The organism is Alloscardovia theropitheci (genome assembly GCF_004332295.1).
GTDB lineage: Bacteria > Actinomycetota > Actinomycetes > Actinomycetales > Bifidobacteriaceae > Alloscardovia > Alloscardovia theropitheci.
Genome location: NZ_RXLP01000026.1, coordinates 12,477 through 34,725 on the forward strand (window position 1 = coordinate 12,477; position 22,249 = coordinate 34,725).

At 45.9% G+C, this 22,249-nt stretch carries 9 protein-coding genes and 1 pseudogene; 3 read left to right on the forward strand and 7 right to left on the reverse strand.

The window, feature by feature from the left end; genetic code table 11:
* Position 1: 1 nt before the first annotated feature.
* The 3 genes from EJ419_RS06590 to EJ419_RS06600 are packed head-to-tail and all read right to left on the reverse strand — an operon-like array spanning position 2 to position 4,945.
* Positions 2-1,612 (reverse strand): acyl-CoA carboxylase subunit beta, encoded by a 1,611-nt coding sequence (locus tag EJ419_RS06590; RefSeq protein ID WP_131284872.1) that lies wholly within the window; start codon positions 1,610-1,612, stop codon positions 2-4.
* Positions 1,612-3,621, reverse strand: coding sequence for an acetyl/propionyl/methylcrotonyl-CoA carboxylase subunit alpha (locus tag EJ419_RS06595; protein WP_131284874.1), 2,010 nt, complete (start codon positions 3,619-3,621; stop codon positions 1,612-1,614). The genes EJ419_RS06590 and EJ419_RS06595 overlap by 1 nt, the downstream gene beginning before the upstream one ends.
* A gap of 7 nt (positions 3,622-3,628) precedes the next feature.
* The gene (locus tag EJ419_RS06600) at positions 3,629-4,945 is read right to left on the reverse strand and encodes a biotin--[acetyl-CoA-carboxylase] ligase (RefSeq protein WP_131284876.1); all 1,317 of its coding nucleotides are present in this window, start codon (positions 4,943-4,945) and stop codon (positions 3,629-3,631) included.
* A 258-nt stretch (positions 4,946-5,203) separates the two neighbouring features.
* On the opposite strand from EJ419_RS06600, the gene EJ419_RS06605 reads away from it, so the two are divergent.
* The 3 genes from EJ419_RS06605 to EJ419_RS06615 all read left to right on the forward strand — a co-directional run bounded on the left by EJ419_RS06605 (position 5,204) and on the right by EJ419_RS06615 (position 9,247).
* Positions 5,204-5,851, forward strand: coding sequence for a biotin transporter BioY (locus EJ419_RS06605; RefSeq protein WP_205668845.1), 648 nt, complete (start codon positions 5,204-5,206; stop codon positions 5,849-5,851).
* Positions 5,852-6,331: 480 nt separating this feature from the next.
* Positions 6,332-7,534 carry a PucR family transcriptional regulator gene (locus tag EJ419_RS06610; RefSeq protein WP_131284880.1) on the forward strand — a complete coding sequence of 401 codons (1,203 nt, stop codon included), beginning with the start codon at positions 6,332-6,334 and terminating at the stop codon, positions 7,532-7,534.
* Positions 7,535-8,116: 582 nt separating this feature from the next.
* The gene (locus tag EJ419_RS06615; protein ID WP_131284882.1) at positions 8,117-9,247 is read left to right on the forward strand and encodes a hypothetical protein; all 1,131 of its coding nucleotides are present in this window, start codon (positions 8,117-8,119) and stop codon (positions 9,245-9,247) included.
* Positions 9,248-9,941: 694 nt separating this feature from the next.
* On the opposite strand, the gene EJ419_RS06620 is transcribed toward EJ419_RS06615, so the two are convergent.
* From EJ419_RS06620 to EJ419_RS06640, 4 genes and pseudogenes are all read right to left on the reverse strand, one after another.
* Positions 9,942-13,979 carry a DNA-directed RNA polymerase subunit beta' gene (locus EJ419_RS06620; protein ID WP_131284884.1) on the reverse strand — a complete coding sequence of 1,346 codons (4,038 nt, stop codon included), beginning with the start codon at positions 13,977-13,979 and terminating at the stop codon, positions 9,942-9,944.
* A gap of 58 nt (positions 13,980-14,037) precedes the next feature.
* On the reverse strand, positions 14,038-17,601 hold the full coding sequence (rpoB, locus tag EJ419_RS06625; RefSeq protein ID WP_131284886.1) for a DNA-directed RNA polymerase subunit beta: 3,564 nt from the start codon (positions 17,599-17,601) through the stop codon (positions 14,038-14,040).
* A 792-nt stretch (positions 17,602-18,393) separates the two neighbouring features.
* Positions 18,394-18,945: a GNAT family N-acetyltransferase gene (locus EJ419_RS06635; RefSeq protein WP_131284888.1), complete on the reverse strand. Its 552-nt coding sequence runs from the start codon at positions 18,943-18,945 to the stop codon at positions 18,394-18,396.
* 321 nt (positions 18,946-19,266) lie between these two features.
* Positions 19,267-22,181, reverse strand: a pseudogene (locus tag EJ419_RS06640) (glycoside hydrolase family 3 C-terminal domain-containing protein).
* Positions 22,182-22,249 lie beyond the last annotated feature (68 nt).

The window sequence follows — 22,249 nt, forward strand, 5'->3', positions numbered from 1 at the left end:
TTTACAACGGCTGATTGCCATGACGGCGATGATGAGCGCGAGAAACGCTCTTATTCTTGAGCAAAACGAGAGATTCTTCGATGGCTTCGCGGGTTTGACCCGGGTCAATCATCGCGTCAATTTCACCCATTTCAAGGGAAAGATTTGCATTAACAGTGCTTTGTTCGTATTCGGCTACAAGGCGAGCGCGAACTTCTTCAACATTTTCTCCGTTATCACGAGCCTTACGAAGCTCTTTGCGGTGAATAATATTGACAGCACCTGTTGCTCCAAGTACTGCGATCTGGGAATTTGGCCATGCAAAGTTGAAATCAGCTCCCATAGATTTAGAGCCCATTACGATGTATGCGCCGCCAAATGCTTTTCGCAAAATTACTGTAATCATTGGCACTTGAGCATTAGCATACGCGTAAATAACTTTCGCACCACGGCGAATAATTCCCGCATGCTCTTGATCGCTTCCCGGTTTGTATCCAGGAACGTCTACCAAGGTGATGACTGGGACATTAAACGCATCGCACAATCGCACAAAGCGTGCAAGTTTTTCAGATGCATCCACGTCAAGAATTCCTGCGCGAACTGCAGGCTGATTAGCCACGATTCCTACGCTTTGTCCCTTAATACACGCAAAGCCGACAACGACGGATGGTGCGAATAATTCATGAACTTCCAAGAATTCGCCATAATCGACAAGACAGTGAATGACATCAACAACATCATATGGTTGGCGATCATTGTCTGGAACGATGGTGCTAATACGCTTTGCTGCATCATCTTCAGCGTGACCGTTCGAATACGCGTACTGAGGAGGCTGTTCATCACAGTTATTTGGCAGATAGGCCATAACAGCACGCACGTAGTCAATCGCATCTGCCTCATCCTCACCCAAATAATGAGCCACACCTGACTTGACATTGTGGACGTAACCGCCACCAAGCTCATCCATAGAAATATGCTCACCGGTTGCAGCTTTGACAACGTCAGGACCCGTGACAAACATATAGGAATTTTCCTTTGTCATCACGATCATGTCCGTCAACGCTGGGCAATATACCGCGCCTCCAGCGCATGGACCAAGGATTAAGGAAATTTGAGGGATGAAACCCGACGCTTCGCAGGTCTTCTTAAAAATACGACCATACTGAGTAAGAGCCGCAACGCCTTCTTGAATACGTGCGCCGCCAGAATCAATCAATGCGATAACAGGAACTTTCAAATCCATTGCCATATCAAGAAGATGACAAATCTTTGTGCCCTCTGCTTCACCCATCGTTCCGCCACGTACGGAAAAGTCTTGAGCATACACGCCCACTTTTCGTCCACGAATCATTCCAAATCCAGTAACTACTGCACTTCCAGCAACACCTTCATTGATATTTCCACCTGCAAAGCGTCCTACTTCAACGAAAGTATTGGAATCAAAAAGCAAATCCAAACGCTCACGTGCAGTATATTTTCCCTTAGGATGCTGGCGAGCGCGAGCATGGTCTTCACTATCACGTGCAAGCTGGGCAGCACGGCGAATTTCAGCTCGAAGAGGCTGGTTCGTATCACCTGTGATGATTGCAGACGATGCTACTGCCAAAGAATCTAAGCTCGATTCTGTTACCATTAATTCGCCTCCTTTTCATTGGCTTCGCCGCTACCGTTTAAATCGTTTAATTCGCGTGAATCGGCTGTCTCATTTTGCCCGCTTGATACCGCTGGTTTTTCATTAGCAGTCGCATCAGAACGTTCGGAACTCGAATTCTCAGAAATGTTTATCTTGAGTAACGCTTCCCCAGCATCAACTCCGTCGGCAGGGCCTACGTAAATTTCATCTATCACACCGGAAATTGGCGCGTAAACGTAATTTTCCATCTTCATAGATTCGAGCACGACGAGCAAGTCACCCTTATTTACGCTCTGATCAACTGCCACATTCACACGAGTAACCACAGCTTGCATCGGCGCTTTAATCTCACCATTCGAGCTCATCAAGCCGCCATCCGATGGAGTATCTGCACTGCCCGTCGTATTGAGTCCACTTCCGCGAAGAGGCTGAGTCTTACGGTTATTAAGTGGCCTATGTGATGTCGAGACGGCTGCAATTACGTATTCTGGTACAGAAATCTTCATACGACGATCATCGACTTCTACAACAAATGTCGTATTTTGCGTATTGCGCGATGAAATTTGCGAATTTGCGCGAGACGATCCGAGCTCGCTTGGCTCTGTCGAATTCACAGAACGATCCAGCACACTTGCCGGCTGGCCTGCACGCATTGTGCGAGCATGTTCGTTCATAAACGTGTTTTCAAGCCATTTCGTTGTGACATTAAATCGACCTGATTTACCACGAGCAGTGAAGTCATCATGTGCAAAAATCTCGTCATATAACGCGATTGGAGTAGAAATTCCTTCAATGGAGAACTCTGAAATCGCACGATGAACGCGCGCAATTGCTTCGTCACGATTTGCTGCAGTAACGACGAGTTTGCCCATCATAGAATCATATTTTGGCGAAATCGTATCACCTTGAGCAACTCCAAAGTCCACGCGAATACCAGGACCTGACGGGAAAGACAGCTTTTCAATTACGCCAGAGCTAGGTGTGAGATTCTTCTCTGGGTCTTCGCTAGTGATGCGAAGCTCGAAGCTGTGCCCACGAATAGAATCTGGAACAGTCAATTCACCACCATCAGCGATAACGAGCTGCTCTCGAACCAAATCCAATCCGCATACTTCTTCAGATACGGTATGTTCTACTTGCAAACGAGGATTAACTTCAAGGAAGTACACATCATTTCGAGGTGTCACCATGAATTCACATGTGCCAAGCCCCACATATTGTGCAGCTTCAAAGAGCCTCTTGGAGAACAAATGAAGCTTCTCATCAACTTCAGGAGTCAAGAATGGAGCTGGCGCCTCTTCAATTAACTTCTGATTGCGTCTTTGAACAGAGCAGTCACGAGTCGAGTAGACGGTAAAATTACCCTTACTATCACGACCGCACTGCGTCTCCACGTGGCGTGCTTCACTGACGAATTTCTCAATGAAGTACTTATCCAAATCGCCACCCTGCAAGGAATCATGGCTCATAAAGAACGAACGCAAATCATCCTCTGTGCGCACAATAGTGATACCATGACCGCCGCCACCATCAGCACGCTTCATCATAACCGGGTAACCAAATTCATTGCAGAAATTAATCAGAGTATGAATATCTGACACAGGCTCAGAAATGCCCGGCACAGGCGTTACATCAGCTCGCACAGCAAATCGACGAGCGGTAATCTTGTCACCAAGCTCGAATAACGCTTCAGGATGAGGACCAACCCATGTAAGACCGGCTGCTATCACTCGCTTAGCAAACTCATCATTTTCAGACAAGAAGCCGTAGCCCGGGTGAATAGCATCAGCTTGGGAACGCTGCGCAATCTCAAGAATGCGATCCATATTCAGATACGTTTCGTTATACGTATCACCTGGCATATGGTACGCAGAATCAGCCATATCAACGTATGGAGCATTGCGATCTTGATCTGAGTAGATCGCAACTGTTTCGATGCCCATTTCGCGTGCAGTACGAATCACGCGTAGGGCAATTTCTCCACGATTAGCAATTAAGAGTCTTTTCATTACTCTCCTATCGAAGATGTGTTACATCACCAGCAGTGACACGTAACGTGGTTGAAGAATTGTCTGGAAGAATTTCTAAGCTCGCGTCCTGCGCGATATCAATTGCCGTCGCGTACAGGATGCGAGACTCGTCAAGAATCTGAGAAGAGTCTAAAATGCGCGAAGAATCTGAAAAATGCGAAGAATCTAACGACGCTTGCTGTTTTTGAGGAATTGTTTGTAACGATTCCTGCGCTTTTTGCTGTGCTGTTGGCTGTGGTTTTGACTGTGCGGTTAGCTGAGAAAGATTTTGCGCAAACTCAACTTTCACGCGTTTTCCAAGCGTGCAGCTGTAAGCAACTGCTTCAGCTCGAATACGCGATATGGATGGAAGGCATTGCGATGAGTCAATTTCTTGCGATGAATTCTGGATTGCTACATTCTGGGAAACCGAACTCGTTAAAGCTGAATTCTGGGGCGCTACTGGTCGGATGCTCGTAGACTTTGCTGAGTCCGCTGAATACAGCGAATCTATTGCCCCTACCTGAGAAGTAGGCAATTTTAACGACTTCAATAACTCATCGATATGTGCGGCGATAGACACAATAAGCTCACGCGCAATGGCAGCAGAATCAATCAGTTGACTATGACGATCACCCTGTTCATGAACCCCACTAGCGCTCTCCCGAACATTTTCCGCAATACTCGTGGCTGAGTACGGATTATCACTTTCATCGCTGGAGCTGTTGAGCTTAGGACTCGATGAGATATTAATGCCAATCCCCATAATGACAGCAATGCGCTCGTTTTCTGAATTAGAAGCATGAGAACGATCGAAAGATTGTCCCGAGGAATAATCGTTTACGTTCGACAGCACACACATCTGGCATAAAATTCCGCCCAATTTTTTGCCATCAATATAGAGGTCATTGGGCCATTTAAGCTGCACCGGAAGATTACACACGTCTCGAAGTGCATAAATTGCGCTCAATCCAGCACACGTCGATAGCCACGAACCATACGCTTCATAAAACTCATGGCTCATCGTAACTACAAAGCTCGCATACATTCCTTGTGAAGCTTCACTTACCCATTCACGATTCAAACGACCGCGCCCGTGGGTTTGCTCATCAGCACTTACAACTAAAGAAACGCATGGATTTTCTCTGCTGGTATATGACAAACCGAATGAGCCGCTATATATCAGACGTTCGGCTTCACGATTCGTGGAATCAATGCACACATAGTGCTTCCACTGCCATGGTGCTGATTGCGATGTTGGCTTTGATGCCGTACTTGGTTCTCGCATTGTCAGCGTCTGGCTCAAACTCATCGTTTTATCCACACAGTCTCCCAACAACTTTATATAAAACTACTAAACTTTTATGAATTTGACCATGTTTTAACGAACAAAGTTCTTACGTGTGTTTTGTAGTATTTAACAACTGTAATTTTATTATCTGAATTTAATGACCCAAATTAGCTATACTATTCCTTATTTATTCCTATCTTAGGATAGAATAACAACTAAACAATTTTGTATTTATTCTAAAGCTCTATTGTTTACTTATCTTCCAACTTAAAAATCACAAGGAGCCCCTAATTGTTTATAGTCACAAATTTATATACACTTATCCGAAACATATTTAACAATTTCTCCATTACTAAATATCTAACTTTTACTACACTTTTCATCGCAGCGGGACTTGCTGGACGAATCGCCATTCCCGGCACCCAAGTCGGCATTACCATGCAAACCTTTGTACTCATGCTTATCGCGCTCAACCTCACCCTTAGCGAAGGGCTCAGCGTTATCAGCACATACATTGCACTCGGTGCCGCTGGCATGCCGATTTTTTCTGGAGGTATGAGCACTCTCGCACTCGTAGGTCCTAGCGCTGGATTTATATGGGGATTCATCCCAGCCTTCGTCGTCTCACATTACGGACTAGAAATCGTAAATTCTCGTTTGCAATCTTCAGATCCATCCTCATTGCTCGCACACACCTCTCAATACCGCACTTCCATCTCTCGCGCAGCTGGAGCATTTATCGCACTCACACTAGGATGTATGGTCGTTCTATACATCATCGGCGTAAGCATCCAAAGCATCCTTGTTAATGCTTCTTTCAGTTCACTTATGGTTGCCTCTATGGGTTTTGTTGGATTTGATTGCATTAAAGCACTGGTTGCGGTTCTTGCAACTTTCGGAGTTAAACAGTTAGTTTTGCACGTTCAGCACCGAAAATAATTAACCTAGAACCCTAACAAATTTTGGCTCGATTAGATCTGCGCTCTTTATTGAGCAGTTTAATCACTCGTCCGGTTTTACGAAGGTTTTACTCTCTCCCCGGGATCTGATCACCCAGCGCAAATCTAAATAAATCAACCAAAACATAACTCAATGATTTCGTGGTTACTAAGAGCAATCGCGAAAGACATATAAATATGCAACATTTTGAAGCAGCGCTCTACCTGTTAAGAACAGTTACTGCATGAGTAAACTGCGCAATGCATGTTACCCGACTTCAAAAAGTTAACTCCTCTCGTTGAGAACTTCACCTACTAAGTTCTCAACGAGAAATACACAGAAAAACGCTGAATTTTGCACCAAATACCCCCCCCGCGCGATTAATTATGAACAATAGCTTTATTTTTGTAGAATTTTCATATAAAATATACGAGGATATTGTAGATTATTTCAATACATTGAATAGGAGTGTTACAAGCAATGGTTGCTTCCGCACAGTTTGAGGCGTTAGACCCACAAACTCGCAAATCTGTAGAAATCATCGTCGAAGAGTGCTTGGATCAGTGCAGTAAGAACACTGATTGGTATAGTAAGCTCGGAGCTAACGAAGCACATTATCTCCGTGTCATTTTGCTCACGGCCGTCGCCGATTACGTCAAATTCGCAAATGAGCATGCTCTTGACACAGGTCATGTTGATGATGTTTCCGCAGAAAATCTTTTTACTCTCGCGCCTCTCGAGACAACCACGAAAATCACGTTGGAAAATGTGATTGATGCAATTCGCTATGCAGTAGATGCTGTAGAAAATCATGTAACTTTCTTTGCCCCTCAAGGTCAGGAAGCTGCATATGCTCGAGCAGCAGTGTATTTCTCACGTGAAGCTGCATTCTCTGCAGCTCGTATTTACGGTCGCGTGGCAGTAACACGAAGCATCTGGGATACACGCGACGAAGCATTCATCATCGAATCTCTTCTCAACCGCGACTTCTCACCTTCTTTGCAATCCCGCATTGCAAACTTCAACTGGCAGGCAAATGAGAAATTCTTCGCTGTTGTGGGCGACTTTGATATTTCCAGCAGCCTGCGCTCCGGCTTCGTTCGGGCCGATTTGCGCAACGCGATTTTGCAGCTCGGTGGTCAGGTCTGCATTTCGTCCCACGACCACTACACGATTTTGCTCATCGGCATGGGTCCTGTCGAATCGCGCAAGGACTACCTTGAGGTCGCCGCTGCACTCTTCGACGAAACGCCAACGGTATGCTTTGGGCCAGTCCGCTCGCACATTGAAGGTGCTGCAGCCACCTTGCGCGCTGCGGTGAATGGTTTCAAGGCACGCGTTGCTTTCCCGAACCATCCGAGCCCTATGCGCGCCGAGGACTTCCTTGCGGAGCGCGCGCTGTTTGGAGATGAGGATGCACAGCAGGAACTCTACGATAACGTTTATCTGCCAATGAAGAATGACGAGCACAAGACCCAAATCTTGTCCACATTGCAAAATTATCTCTTCTCCGGCTCATCGTTGGACAAAACTGCACAAATCTTGAATGTGCATCCAAATACCATTCGTTATCGTCTCAAGAAGTCTGTTCAGATGACTGGCTGGGATGCAACCGACCCACGTGAAGCATACATTTTGACCACTGCTATCAAGATTGGACTCTACAAGGATTCACAAATGTAGTTTCGGTTTGAGCGTGGCTACAATCTTTCAATGAGTCTGGTATATGTGCATTTTGCTGTTACTATGCAAAAAAGATGGATGTAGTCGCTTCCTCATCATTGTTAGGGCTTGAAATGTGCGGTTTCGCAATATTCCAAGCCCTAACTGCATTCACCGTTATGCAAAATACTTATACGCGATGTAGTCGATGAGCGATATTTAACGCTTTGCTATGTATTTTTTCCTTGCTCTCTTTGCATCGCCGTTCTCTTTTGCTACGGTCAATGCTCATAACCACGTTGAGCGTCGTTTTTTCAATCTTTTGGGCATAACGGAGTCATTTTCGAGAGTCAATGATGCATATAAGCCTTAATTTTGGTTCCATTGTGCCCAAAAGATGATGAATTCGCGAGTTTCAGACAAAACTTATCATCTCAAATGACACGGTCGCAGAATCATTTCTCCCAGTACTTGTTGATTAGTTCTCATTTGTACCTCGTTATGATTCCCTGTCATGTTTCGAAATGCCCAAGAGTTATTCACATTCGTTCACAATGCTTTTTTAATTCGTTACTTGCGGGTAATTAGATTAATAATCGAGATATGCAGCAGAATACTCGCACTTTATTATTTAGGCCGTGTCTGAAGTCAGAACGACGTACGGCTGTGCGTCGGTGCGCGCGCAATATCCTCACCCAACCCGTAAAAGGTTATTTCGCCGATAAAACACAATGGGAACGAGCTAATGATAAGGAACGAGCATTAGCGCAAATTCAGGCAATCGCTTCGACTCATCGATTATGGCCTGTTTGCTCTATTTCTGCTGCAGCATTGCTTGGCGCAATGTGTAGCAACCCATTACTTTATAAATACACTCATTTCTCGGTAGATATTCATACATCTTCCAAGCGCCGTAAGACCTTGCCTGTTCGTTTTCATTATATTAAAAATGGCCGCACGCCAAAGTCCCTTCTCGCTCTCACCAAACGCCCGAATCCTATATACACGCCACTAACTGAGACACTAGGCATTATCAATGGTCATATCGTTACTTCTCCTATGCAAACTCTTTTTGACTGCATGCGAATGCTTCCTTTTGAAGATGCACTAATTATTTGTGACAAGCTAGCCAAGAAATACTCCATCACGTATCGTATGATGCTCAATTTCGTTAAAAGGAACCATGGCTGCTGGATGGCATCTATCGCATGTTTCAAAATGCAGTTCATCGATGAAAAATCCGAAAATGGTGGAGAATCATTTTGCCGAGCAAGAATGATACGAGCAGGCTTTTGCAAGCCTATCCTTCAAAAAGTCATCGCGAATCCTCTTCTAAGTATCAACAAAGGAAAAGATCATACTTTTCAGTTGTCTAGAACGTTACGCCCTGACTACCTATGGTCGTTTCGCAATTCCCGTAGTGAGTTTAGGCATATAGTTGCCGAGTTGGACGGGAAAAGCAAGTACACCGATACAACCATGCTCAATAACGCTAATGCCCATTCCGCGCAGGACGTTATCCTCAAAGAGAAGGATCGTGAGACGGCCTTAAATCTTGCTAATTACAAGATTGTGCGATTTAGATTCAGCGAAGCTTCATCTCGGAATGGAAGTGATATGATTCAGAAGCTAATGCTGGCCGGTGTACCACGAGTAAGCCATTGGGAACAATCAAAACGTCAACGATTACTGGCTTGCAGACTTGGTGATTGCACTCTTCACAGACTCCAGTAAACCATTTCCTCTTGCGCGTGATTACTAGAAGAATTTGGCTATTCGGCCTTTTCGATTTTCTGCGCTTCACGCCTACTTGAGACGTGTTAGAGCAAACCAATACTGCTCCTCCTTATTCGTTCTTAATCAGCTTATAATGAGCGACCATGTACCTTCTTTAGCATCTTTACAGTATGTAGATCTGCTTCTGAATAACGGATAATATCCCGATAAAATTGCTAAATGCATGCACACATGGAAAGCAAATTAGGATCATTGTTTCCACTAAAGATGGATCTTCCTCTATATTTTCTATAATTTCTATACTTTTAAAGTCCCAATGTTATTTATCGTGGAAAATCTTTATTTCAACCAACTTTTGGGCAAAATGGAACCAATATTCGGTGTATTTGAGTGTTAGAGCCCAGTTTTTTGACCCCTTTTTGCCCAAAACATGCTAGAAAATACGATTCTCTAATTTTCAATCTTTAGATTTACGAAGTACTAGAGATTACTCACTCACTGAGCTCCCGTGCCGCAGAATAAACCACAAAATATGTCAAAAAGCGCTCAAACAACAAAAAGCGAGGGCTCTGCAAGCCATTTAGCTTACAGAGCCCTAGCACCATAATTTTGGGCAATTTAGCTCTTTATGTCATCGAATTCAGGATAGCCTTTCTCATCGTTGACATATCTAACGCCTAGCAATGCCCTACTAGTTTTCCTGAGATCCATCTCCGAGTCCGAAGCTACCCAAGTCGCCCTGGTCCCCCAAATCGTTCAAGAAATCGTCAGGGTTGAACTCCTGCCCGAGGTTCAAATCGCCAAAATCAAGGCTGGCGAAATCAACATCGGAGAAGTCTGCATCCGGAAGACCAGCGAAGTCACTACCCATCTCCGTATCCAAGCCGAAGCTTGGGTAGATGGTATCGCGAATCGCCTTATCCGGCTCAACGATAACGTTGCGGTAACGGGACAAACCGGTACCTGCTGGGATGAGCTTACCGATGATGACGTTCTCCTTGAGGCCCTTGAGATCATCGATCTTTTGGCTCAAAGCAGCCTCAGTCAAGACACGAGTTGTCTCCTGGAAGGATGCTGCTGACAACCATGATTCAGTTGCCAAGGACGCCTTGGTAATACCCATCAATACTGGACGACCAGTTGCTGGCTTTTGACCAGCAGCAACTGCTGCCTTGTTTGCAGCGCGGAAGATTTGCTGATCGACCAATTCACCTGGAAGGTACTTAGTATCACCGGATTCAAGAACGGTAATACGGCGAAGCATCTGGTGAACGATAACCTCGATGTGCTTATCGTGGATATCTACACCCTGGCTACGGTATACGTCGTGAACACCTTCCACGATGGATACCTGACCTGCACGAGCGCCGAGGATTTCGGTGATCTTCTTAGGATCGACAGAACCCTCAGTGAGCTGATCTCCAGCTTCCACGTGCTGTCCGTCATGAACCATAACTGGGTTACGACGAGATACTGGGTATTCGATGACATCGCTTCCATCATCTGGAGTCAAAAGAATACGACGGCCAGATTCGTTGTCCTCGATGTGTACTGTACCTGCATCTGCTGCAATTGGAGCTTCACCCTTAGGATTACGTGCTTCGAAAAGCTCTGCAACACGAGGAAGACCCTGTGTGATATCAGATGCCGAAGCAACACCACCGGAGTGGAAGGAACGAAGTGTCAGCTGAGTACCAGGCTCACCAATGGACTGAGCAGCAACGATACCAACAGCTTCACCCACGTCAACCAAGTGATTGGTTGCCAAGGACCAGCCGTAGCACATTGCGCACACGCCATCGGTGGATTCGCAGGTCAATACAGAACGACCGGAAACGGTTTCTACACCGTGAGCTACCAAGTCGTTGAGTACGTCCATAGACAACGCATCCCCACGCTTGTACAGAACGGTTTCACCATCTGCTGGATCGACAACGTCTGCTGCAAGGATACGAGAGTATGGACCACCGTCAGCGTTCTTTACGAGTACCAAGTTGCCATTTGCATCGCGCTCAGCAATTTGCATTGGAAGACCACGCTTTGTACCGCAGTCCTGAGAGCGAACGATAACATCCTGGGAAACGTCAACGAGACGACGAGTCAAGTAACCAGATTCTGCAGTACGCAATGCGGTATCTGCCAGACCCTTACGAGCACCGTGCTGGGAGATGAAGTACTCAAGTACTGACAAGCCATCACGGTAGTTGGACTTAACTGGTCGAGCGATGGTTTCACCTCGTGGATCTGCCACGAGACCTCGCATACCAGCAATCTGACGAATCTGCATCCAGTTACCACGAGCTCCGGATTGAACCATGATGTTCACGTTGTTATCATCATGGAAGTTCTCCTGCATAGCCTCTGCTACCTTATCGGTGCACTCAGTCCACAGGTTGATGAGCTCTTGCTTACGTTCTTCTTCAGTGAGCAAACCAAGCTCGAATTGGCTATTAACCTTGCGAGCCTGCTCTTCATAAGAAGCAACGATCTCCTGGTGGTTGCTTGGAGCAACGATATCAGAGAACGCCATGGTAACGCCAGACCAAGGTGCGCGAGTGAAGCCAAGATCCTTCAATGCATCGAGGGTTGCTGCTACCTGTTCGGTAGAGTAACGTGCTGCGATGTCATCAACGATTCTGGAGAGCTTGCCCTTAGCAACTTGTTCATTGACGAATGGATAGTCAACTGGCAATGTTTCATTGAAGAGCATGCGACCATAGGAAGTTGCAAAGAGCACAGAACCATCTACAAAGCGTTCTTCACGTGCTACCTTAACGTCACCATCTACTGGATCGAGGATTTCAATTTCGCGTGGCTGCCAGTTCGTTGGCAAAACGAAATCTTCAGGCTGACGGATAAGAATTTCCGCCTGCATATCGATCTCACGCAAATCGAGAGCCATACGAGCTTCAGCCATTGAGCTGAAGATACGACCTTGTCCCTTTGCTCCAGGTACGACAGTTGACAAGTAGTACAAACCGATAATCATATCCTGAGAAGGCATGGTTACGGTGTGACCGTCAGCTGGCTTCAAGATGTTATCCGAGCCCATCATCAATGTACGAGCTTCAGCCTGAGCTTCAGCCGACAATGGCAAATGGACTGCCATCTGGTCACCATCGAAGTCAGCGTTGAATGCTGCACAAGCCAAAGGTGGCAAGTGGATTGCCTTACCTTCAACGAGCACTGGTTCGAATGCCTGGATACCCAAACGGTGAAGTGTAGGTGCACGGTTGAGAAGTACTGGATGCTCGGAAATTACTTCTTCGAGAACATCCCATACAACTACGTCACCGCGGTCTACGAGGCGCTTTGCGCTCTTCATATTCTGAGAATAGCCCTTGTCTACCAAGCGCTTAATTACGAATGGCTTGAAGAGTTCCAAAGCCATCGACTTTGGCAAACCACACTGGTGCATGCGCAAAGATGGGCCTACAACGATTACGGAACGACCCGAGTAATCTACACGCTTACCCAGCAAGTTCTGACGGAAACGACCCTGCTTACCCTTGAGCATATCGGACAAGGACTTGAGTGGGCGGTTTGATGCGCCTGTTACTGGACGACCGCGACGACCGTTATCGAAGAGCGAATCAACTGCTTCTTGAAGCATGCGCTTTTCGTTGTTCAGCATAATCTCAGGAGCACCGAGCTCGATGAGTCGCTTCAAACGGTTGTTACGGTTGATTACACGACGATACAAATCGTTCAAATCGGAAGTTGCGAAACGGCCACCATCAAGCTGAACCATAGGACGCAAGTCTGGTGGAATTACTGGAATAACATCCAGAACCATTGCCGCTGGAGACTTTCCTGTTTCTACGAAGGAACGAACAACCTTCAAGCGCTTCAAAGCACGAGCCTTACGCTGACCAGTTCCGGTAGCGATAGCCTCTTGAAGTTCTTCAGTTGCTGCCTGCAAATCGAAGTCAAGCAAGCGCTGACGAATTGCCTCAGCACCCATGCAACCTTCGAAGTAGTCACCGTAGCGGTCTTCCATTTCACGCCACAGATCGACATCGCCTTCCATATCGCCTGGCTTCAAGTTCAAGAACTTGTCCCATACAGCAGTCAAGCGAGCGATTTCGTCATCAAAGCGCTGACGAATGTTCTTAAGCTCACGATCTGCACTCGAGCGAAGCTTTGCCTTAGCTGGGGACTTCCCACCCTCAGCTTCAACTTCAGCCATATCCTCTTCGAGCTTCTTAGCGCGAGCATCAAGCTCTACGTCACGACGCTGAACGAGCTGACGAATTTCTACATCAAACTCATCCTGCAAATCAGGCATATCCTTGTGACGAGCCTCTTCATCTACCTTTGTCACCATATAAGCAGCAAAGTAGATAACCTTTTCGAGGTCCTTTGGAGACATGTCAAGCAAGTAGCCTAAACGAGATGGAACACCCTTGAAGAACCAAATATGGGTTACAGGTGCTGCCAATTCGATATGGCCCATACGCTCACGACGTACACGAGAACGTGTAACTTCTACGCCACAGCGTTCACATACGATGCCCTTGAAGCGCACGCGCTTATACTTACCGCATGCGCATTCCCAGTCACGAGTAGGTCCGAAGATCTGCTCGCCGAACAATCCGTCCTTCTCAGGCTTCAAAGTACGGTAGTTAATGGTCTCTGGCTTCTTAACTTCGCCATGGGACCAGCCACGAATTTCGTCGGCAGTTGCCAAACCAATTCGTACTTGATCAAATGCATTTACATCAAGCATTTAATATCCTGTCTTTTCTATTCCTGTTACGTCTACCTAAATACTTACGATGATTCGCTTATGCTTGGAACTCAGATACTGCAGGCTCTTCATAGCCAGCGGATGCATCTGGACGAGATCCAATGTTGAAGCCGAGATCATCAGTAGCAGAAACTGGGTCGCCATCTTCTTCACGCATATCAATTGCTACGCCTTCAGCGTTGAGCACTTCTACGTTCAAGGAGAGGGACTGCATTTCCTTAAGCAGAACCTTGAAGGATTCTGGGATACCAGCAGATGGCAAGTTGTCGCCCTTAACGATTGCGCCGTAAACTCGTACGCGACCGTCCACGTCATCAGACTTTACAGTCATCATTTCGTGAAGGGTGTGTGCTGCACCATAAGCTTCCAAAGCCCAAACTTCCATCTCACCGAAGCGCTGGCCACCGAACTGTGCCTTACCACCAAGTGGCTGCTGAGTAATCATGGAGTATGGACCAGTAGAACGTGCGTGAATCTTATCGTCAACCAAGTGGTGGAGCTTAAGCATGTACATGTAGCCCACAGAAATTGGCTTTCCGAATGGTTCACCGGTACGTCCGTCGAAGAGCTGTGCCTTACCATTTGCACCGACCATATGATCACCATCACGGTTTGGCAAAGTAGTAGAGAGCAAACCATTGAGAACTTCAGGCTTAACACCATCGAATACTGGTGTAGCCACTGGAGTTCCTGGAGCGCCCTTTTCAGCACCTTCTGGAATGTACTTCTTCCACTCTGCTTCCAAGTTTGGATCCAAGGAAATATCCCAACCAGACTTAGCAATCCAGCCCAAGTGGAATTCGAGTACCTGACCAACGTTCATTCGAGAAGGTACACCGAGTGGGTTGAGCATGATGTCAACTGGGGTACCATCTTCAAGGAATGGCATATCTTCTTCAGGAAGAATACGGGAGATAACACCCTTATTTCCGTGACGACCTGCGAGCTTATCACCCTGAGTAATCTTACGATGCTGAGCGATGTATACGCGAATCATGTGGTTTACGCCAGTTGGAAGTTCATCGCCATCTTCTTCTGCATCTTCACGTGTGATTTCCTTGATACCGATAACAGTACCGTTTTCACCGTGAGGTACGCGCAAAGAGGTATCGCGAACTTCGCGGCTCTTCTCACCGAAGATTGCACGGAGCAAACGCTCTTCTGGAGTCAGCTCAGTTTCACCCTTTGGAGTTACCTTACCGACCAAGATATCGCCTGGCTCAACTTCTGCACCGATACGGACGATTCCGCGATCATCAAGATTTGCCAACGCATCTTCGCCCACGTTTGGAAGATCACGAGTAATCTCTTCTGCACCGAGCTTTGTTTCGCGTGCATCGATTTCGTACTCTTCGATGTGGATAGAGGACAAAGTATCGTCCTGAACCAAACGCTGGGAGATGATAATTGCATCTTCGTAGTTGTAACCGTTCCAAGGCATGAATGCAACGAGCAAGTTCTTACCCAAAGCAAGTTCACCCTGATCAGTTGCAGGACCATCAGCCAAAACAGAACCAACTTCAACACGGTCGCCCTCATTGACGAGTGGTACCTGGTTGTAGCAAGTAGTCTGGTTTGAACGCTGGAACTTAACAATCTTGTAAGAAGACTGAGTGCCATCATCATTCAAAGTACGAATCAAATCGCCGGATACGTAGATAACTACGCCATCCTTTTCAGCCTTAACAACGTCACCAGAATCAACTGCTGTACGCCATTCAGAACCAGTACCGACAAGTGGACGCTCAGACTTAATCAAAGGAACAGCCTGACGCTGCATATTAGCACCCATCAATGCTCGGTGACCCTCATCGTGCTCCAAGAATGGAATCAAAGAAGCACCAACGGAAACCATCTGGCGTGGAGAAACGTCCATGTAGTCGACCTGAGATACAGGAACATCCTCTGCTTCAGCGTTAGCATCTCGTACGAGAGCTTCCTGAGTTAAGAAGCGGCCATTGGCATCGAGCTTCTGGTTTGCCTGAGCGATGAAGTGCTCAGATTCCTGATCAGCAGTCATGTATACGACGTCGTTTGTTACAACACCGTCTACAACCTTACGGTATGGAGTTTCGATGAAACCGAATGGGTTTACACGACCGAAGGTAGCCAAGGAGCCAATCAAACCAATGTTTGGACCTTCAGGAGACTCAATTGGGCACATACGTCCGAAGTGAGACTGGTGAACGTCTCGAACTTCCATGGAAGCACGGTCACGAGAAAGACCACCAGGACCCAATGCAGACAAACGACGCTTGTTTGTTACACCTGCAAGTGGGTTGTTCTGATCCATGAACTGAGACAGCTGGGAAGTTCCGAAGAACTCCTTGATTGCTGCAGCTACTGGTCGGATGTTAAGCAAGGACTGTGGAGTAATTGCTTCTGCATCCTGAGTAGTCATACGTTCGCGAACAACGCGTTCCATACGGGAAAGACCAGTACGAAGCTGATTCTGTACGAGCTCACCAACTTGGCGGATACGACGATTACCGAAGTGATCGATATCATCAACGTCTACGCGAAGCTCAATTGGTTCACCGTTGCGAGTACCAGCAAAGTATTCAGCGCCAGAGTGAAGGCTTACCAAGTACTTGATGGTAGCAATGATGTCTTCACGAGACAAAGAACGGTCGCTCATATCTTCTTCAAGACCAAGCTTGTGGTTGATCTTGTAACGACCAACGCGAGCCAAATCGTAACGCTTGGTGTTGAAGTAGAAGGAGTCAAGCAAGTTACGTCCTGCATCTGCAGTTGCAGCATCATTTGGACGAATCTTGTGATAAAGATCTACGAGAGCAGCATCTTGGTCAACAGTCTTATCTTCATCCAATGCCTGCATAACCAATGGATAATCCTTGAATGCTTCTGCAATCTCAGAATCTTCCATACCGATTGCCTTCAAGAAGACAATTGCGGACTGCTTACGCTTACGATCGATACGTACGCCGAGGACGTCACGCTTATCGATTTCAAATTCAAGCCATGCACCACGGCTTGGGATAATCTTTGCGCCGAAGACTTCCTTATCGGATGCCTGTACTGCCTGGCGATCAAAGTACACGCCAGGAGAACGTACGAGCTGAGAAACGATTACACGCTCAGTACCACCGATAATGAATGTACCGTGAGGAGTCTGCAATGGGAAATCACCCATGAATACGGTCTGGGACTTAATTTCGCCAGTCTCGTAATTGGTGAATTCTGCATTAACATACAGAGGTGCGGAATAGGTGTAATCCTTTTCCTTGCACTCCTGAACGGTGTGACGTGGCTCTTCGAAGTATGGGTCAGAGAATGTCAAAGACATAGTCTGAGCAAAGTTCTCAATTGGAGAAATCTCGTTAAATACTTCTTCAAGACCGGAAACACGTGGAACGGTGAATGTGCCGTTCTTTTCGTCTTCTGCTACACGTGCCTTCCAGCGTTCGTTACCAATAAGCCAGTCAAAGCTATCGGTTTGTACGCCAAGGAGATCAGGCACTTCAATTGGCTCACGGATGGAGCCGAAGTTAACACGGTCAGTTGCCTTGCGCAGCTTGATATCATTCTCATCTGCACGTGCAATTACTGCCGTTACGCTATTGCTATTCTTAGCAGCCAAGGGGAATTCCTTACCATTCGCTGTATAAATAATTTCTAGAAATTGCGATGGCAAGTGCCACTATTTACACTTGCGCCAACGCTTGTCGCCTATGCCCGCAATATGACACAAGTTTTAACTTAACTATTTTATTGGTTTTGTGCTGGAATGTCAAGAAATTAAAAGCAACACGCCAGCAGTCAGAATGTATGAATCGGTAATTCGCTCTCCTTACCTATGCTTCATCTGCTGTCATTAATATGCCAATATATCCATTGCGTGACTATCGCACCTTTTTCATTTTCTTTTTCTCAGCTACCCATCCAATAACCCAGCATAGAACGAGTATATAATTTTCGATAGCGCCTACAAGGCTAACTATTTTTGTTGAATCGTGTAAATACCCTATAAGATGGTTTGTTCCCAGACCTATTCCTCAAATTATAAGGCCGGTAAGTAAAATTTGAATCCAAAACCAATCGCATTTGATGAGCACGGCAAAGAGAAACGGAAGAATTGCTATATTCCATAGAGCAATTTCTCTCTGCCAGCCTACAGAAGTTCCGTACTCAGAATGTGTACCCATATATTCTGGGAAAAATAATTGAACAATTGCAGCGATGCTCATCGCTATCGAGACCACTATCAACATCGTCTTGAGAAATTTGTTCACCGAACATTCTCCTATACTGAGCACTCGTAATATCTACCCAATCCACTTAGCTTTCATCTTAGCCAAAACCATCATAATGAAGTATCTATATAACGTATAGCCGTATATAGAGCAAGTCGAAAATTCCTCTCCACCCCCCCCTACGCCTTGTTATTCCTCATGATCCAGTCTTCCCTTGTCATCACACTCACATGTTCCGTTCTTTTCTCATGCATGAGCGGAACGTCTACATCTGGTGTTGTCCGCTGATAGACAAAGCCGCATTTTTCTTGAACGCGCTTAGACTTGTTATTTCCTTCGTAATAGCCAATCCATACTTTATTCATGTCACAGTCTTCGAAGGCATGACGAAGCATTTCTTCCACAGCTTCAGGAATGATTCCTTGACCCCAAAATGGTTTCCCAAGCCAGTAGCCCATCTCACATTCATTATCTCGTTCGGTCATATCTGTATGACCATTCAACTTCAGGTCGATTGCGCCGATAGCTTTGCCATTTTCTTTCAGACAAACAGCATAAACTTCTTTGCCATTAAAGACGTTGTGTATAACATCAAGACTCTCAGATACATCCTTGTGAGGTGGCCATCCGGCAGCTGGACCCACATCAGGATCGCTGGCGTATTTGAATAAATCTTCAGCATCTCTTTCTTCCCAGCGACGCATGATAAGACGATCTGTTTCCAGTACCATTTGACCATATTCCTTTGCAAAAATCTTGATTTTTTTACGTAGATTAGCATTACTCATCGAACAAAATATTCGAAACATTTAGAAAGTTCGACTGCAGTACGATACGTAGCCCGATACAAAGAAATTACTTTTTACTCAATACATGGTGGATAAGAATTGGTGGATACCTAAAATTTAGATATCCACCAATTAGTGAGAAGTAATATTTCCTATATAAAGAACGCATCTGTTCAAGCGCATCACTCTATAGAGTCTATAGAGTAAGAGTGCCTATAGGAATCATTACCTTTTATTATTGTGCTGTTAGCATTTTCACCCGTTTTATTCCTCGCCAGCGCTTAGGTCAGCTTTCGCCTGACGTGCACGCACCACAAATCGACGAATAGCGAGCGCGCTCAGTCCAGCAAGTACGAGACCAGCAATGACATCGACTACAATGAGAGCAATCTTCCAGTTCTCAAGAGCAGTTCCTGGCTCGCCATTTTCGTAACGCCACGAGTTGACCGTAGTGTACAAAATATTGTGAGCAGCGCGACGCATCTGGATGACAGCTGTTGGACTTAAGTCAGTGACGTAGTTTGTCGTGCGTGTGGTCGCCAGCATGATATCTGTGCCACCTCGAATGAGCTGATCAGCATTCTGATAGGAATAATTTGGACCTGCGAAGTAGTCAGTTTCAACCATTCCACGGAATCCCCACTCATCACGAAGCACGTTCTGGTTCAACTCCAACTTCGCACTTGAGTAAGTATTTCCTACGTAGTTGAAAGAGCTCATGATTGCCATAGATTTTACATTGGCATCATTGATTGACTTCACTACGTCTTCGAATGGCTTGAGATAGATTTCGCGAATCGACTGCTCGTTTGCCCATGTCAAGAGCTGACCGTTTCGCTGAGTTTCCTGCTCGTTCAATGCGAAATGCTTGGTAAACGCATACACACCGTACTTCGCAGCGCCAAGTACCTGACCAGATGCCAAATCACCAGTAAGCAGTGGATCTTCGGAGAAGTATTCGAAGTTTCGTCCACCAAATTCACTGCGGTGAATGTTGATGGATGGAGCATACCAACCGGAAATATTGAGCTCATGAGCCATCTGACCGATATTTTGGCCGAACTCTTCTGCAAGCTCACGGTTCCAGCTATTTGCAAGAACGACGTTTGCTGGCAAACCGATAGAAGATACACCTGTGAAGTTGTCCTTCAAAGCTGCAGGACCGTCGACATCGGACATGCGGATTTTACCGATTGAATCGATTGCAGCATTACCATACCCACCGTTCGCAATAAGTTCGTTCATTTGGGAAACGGTTAGCTGATCGAGTAATGAATCCCACTGCTTGTCATCGTAATCCTTTCCGCGAAGTTCAGCTAAACGAACACCGTTTTGCGCACCGGTTGTCGGCATCTTATCAGCTGAATTATCAAACTTCTTTGGATCATAGTTTCCGTTGTTATAGAAACCGTCCTTTGCAGCATCAGACATAGTAAAGTTCGTTGGAGCTGCAGTTGCCTCGGTATAGTTTGCAAAATTATTTGCACGAGACAAGTAATTCACATCTCCCGCTACATCGTCAAACTGATTTGTCGCAACTACTGCATCGCCGTTATGAGTACGATTTTGGGAATTGTATATCACGCTCTGATCAATAGTAACGTCACGAGAATCAAGAATATGATGGCTATCACTTCGAATAGAAATAGCGTAATCTCCTGCTTCAAGGACGTATGCCTTCGCACCCCGATAATCATATGAAGCCAAATCATCTTCGTTGAAAGAGATGGAAAGCGTTTGAGATTCCCCTGGCTTAAGCGACTTTGTCTTGCTGTATGCAACCAAGTTAGCTGTAGCCTTTTCGATACCACCTTCAGTATAAGGAGGATTAGAATATGCTTCCACAACATCCTTACCTGCAACTGAGCCAGTATTCGTCACAGTAACATCGAAGGAAATCTTGCCATTTGAGCGTGTGACATCACCCATTCGCTGTTCAAATGTCGTATAGCTCAAGCCGTAGCCGAATGGATATTGAACGACATCGTCATAGTTGATTGCACCTGTATCTGCTGCGGTTTCATAGAAACGGTAGCCGACATAGATTCCTTCTACGTAATTGACGAAACGAGGTGAGCGCAAACCGCGTACAGATTCAATTTCAAATTCTTGCGCATTGTCATACTTGAAATCGCCGAAATTATTAAAACTTGGAGTTTGAGTAAAGTCCTTAACGAAAGTATCCGCAGTCTTTCCAGAAGGATTTACTGTACCGTTCATAATCTCACCGAGAGCCGCAAAACCAGCTTGACCAGGATGAGGAGCCCAGAGCACTGACTTAATCTGAGGATAATCTTGCAAGAATCCCATTTCGAAAGCATTTGCACCGTTATAGAGCAAAATAACCTTATCAAAGTTAGAAGTTACAAGATTGAGCATATCGCGCTCAGTACGGTCAAGCTCGAGATAGTGCTGGCCTGCTTCAAAATCCTTATAATCTGAAGAATTATTGTTATATACAACGCCTTCAGCTCCCATATCCTTAGGAAGATCAAGACCTTCGCCACCTACACGACCAATAGTAACAATCGCAGTATCTGAGAACTGTTTCGCTTGATCAATGAGCTCTTGGCTGTAGCGAGCAGCTGGAGGTTCTGGCAAAGTCCAATCCGCTTGAGTTACAGCAATTTGTCCGCGCTCAGTAGAGTAATCAGTATAGAGCTTAGAAGCTGATCGTTTGTCTTGAACCCAGCATTCTTCAAAGAATCCAAAATCGACGTCGTAGGATACGCATCTGAAAGCGCTCCAGAACCGGTTCCACCATAAATTGGGTTTGTAGAAGCCCAACCGAATACATTAATATTTCCTGGATTTGAAATTGGCAAAGTATTGTCATTATTTTGCAGAAGGACCGTTCCTTCTCGTTCAAGATTAATAGCCAATTCGTTTGTCTTCTTAATAGTCGATGAAGACAGTGCAAGTTTGTCACTTGTAGCAAGAGTAATCACATTGCTCAATGGCCCAAGCAACATCATATTAATAGACACGAGAGCCGCAATAAGAGCCACAACCCATGTTGCTGAATGCGTTAACTTTCGAGCGCCCAAATTTTTTACAGTTCGCTTGTTAACCACAAATGTCACAAGCAGAGCGAGCACCAACGCCACCGCTACTGCTATAAGATATGCCCGCACCGAGCCGAGCACCGCAAGAACATCGTCCATGTTGAGTTCAAGCATTCGTTTTCCTTTCTCATATCGCCTCTACCCTGCCGCGCGTAGAGTTCTCTTTGCGATAATCTCGAGAT

Excerpts from the sequence above, each read along its gene's own strand:
- EJ419_RS06595 (WP_131284874.1), bottom strand. The coding sequence starts at position 3,621 with ATGAAAAGACTCTTAATTGCTAATCGTGGAGAAATTGCCCTACGCGTG.
- EJ419_RS06620 (WP_131284884.1), bottom strand. The coding sequence starts at position 13,979 with ATGCTTGATGTAAATGCATTTGATCAAGTACGAATTGGTTTGGCAACT.
- EJ419_RS06615 (WP_131284882.1), top strand. The coding sequence starts at position 8,117 with ATGCAGCAGAATACTCGCACTTTATTATTTAGGCCGTGTCTGAAGTCA.
- EJ419_RS06610 (WP_131284880.1), top strand. The coding sequence starts at position 6,332 with ATGGTTGCTTCCGCACAGTTTGAGGCGTTAGACCCACAAACTCGCAAA.
- EJ419_RS06635 (WP_131284888.1), bottom strand. The coding sequence starts at position 18,945 with ATGGTACTGGAAACAGATCGTCTTATCATGCGTCGCTGGGAAGAAAGA.
- EJ419_RS06590 (WP_131284872.1), bottom strand. The coding sequence starts at position 1,612 with ATGGTAACAGAATCGAGCTTAGATTCTTTGGCAGTAGCATCGTCTGCA.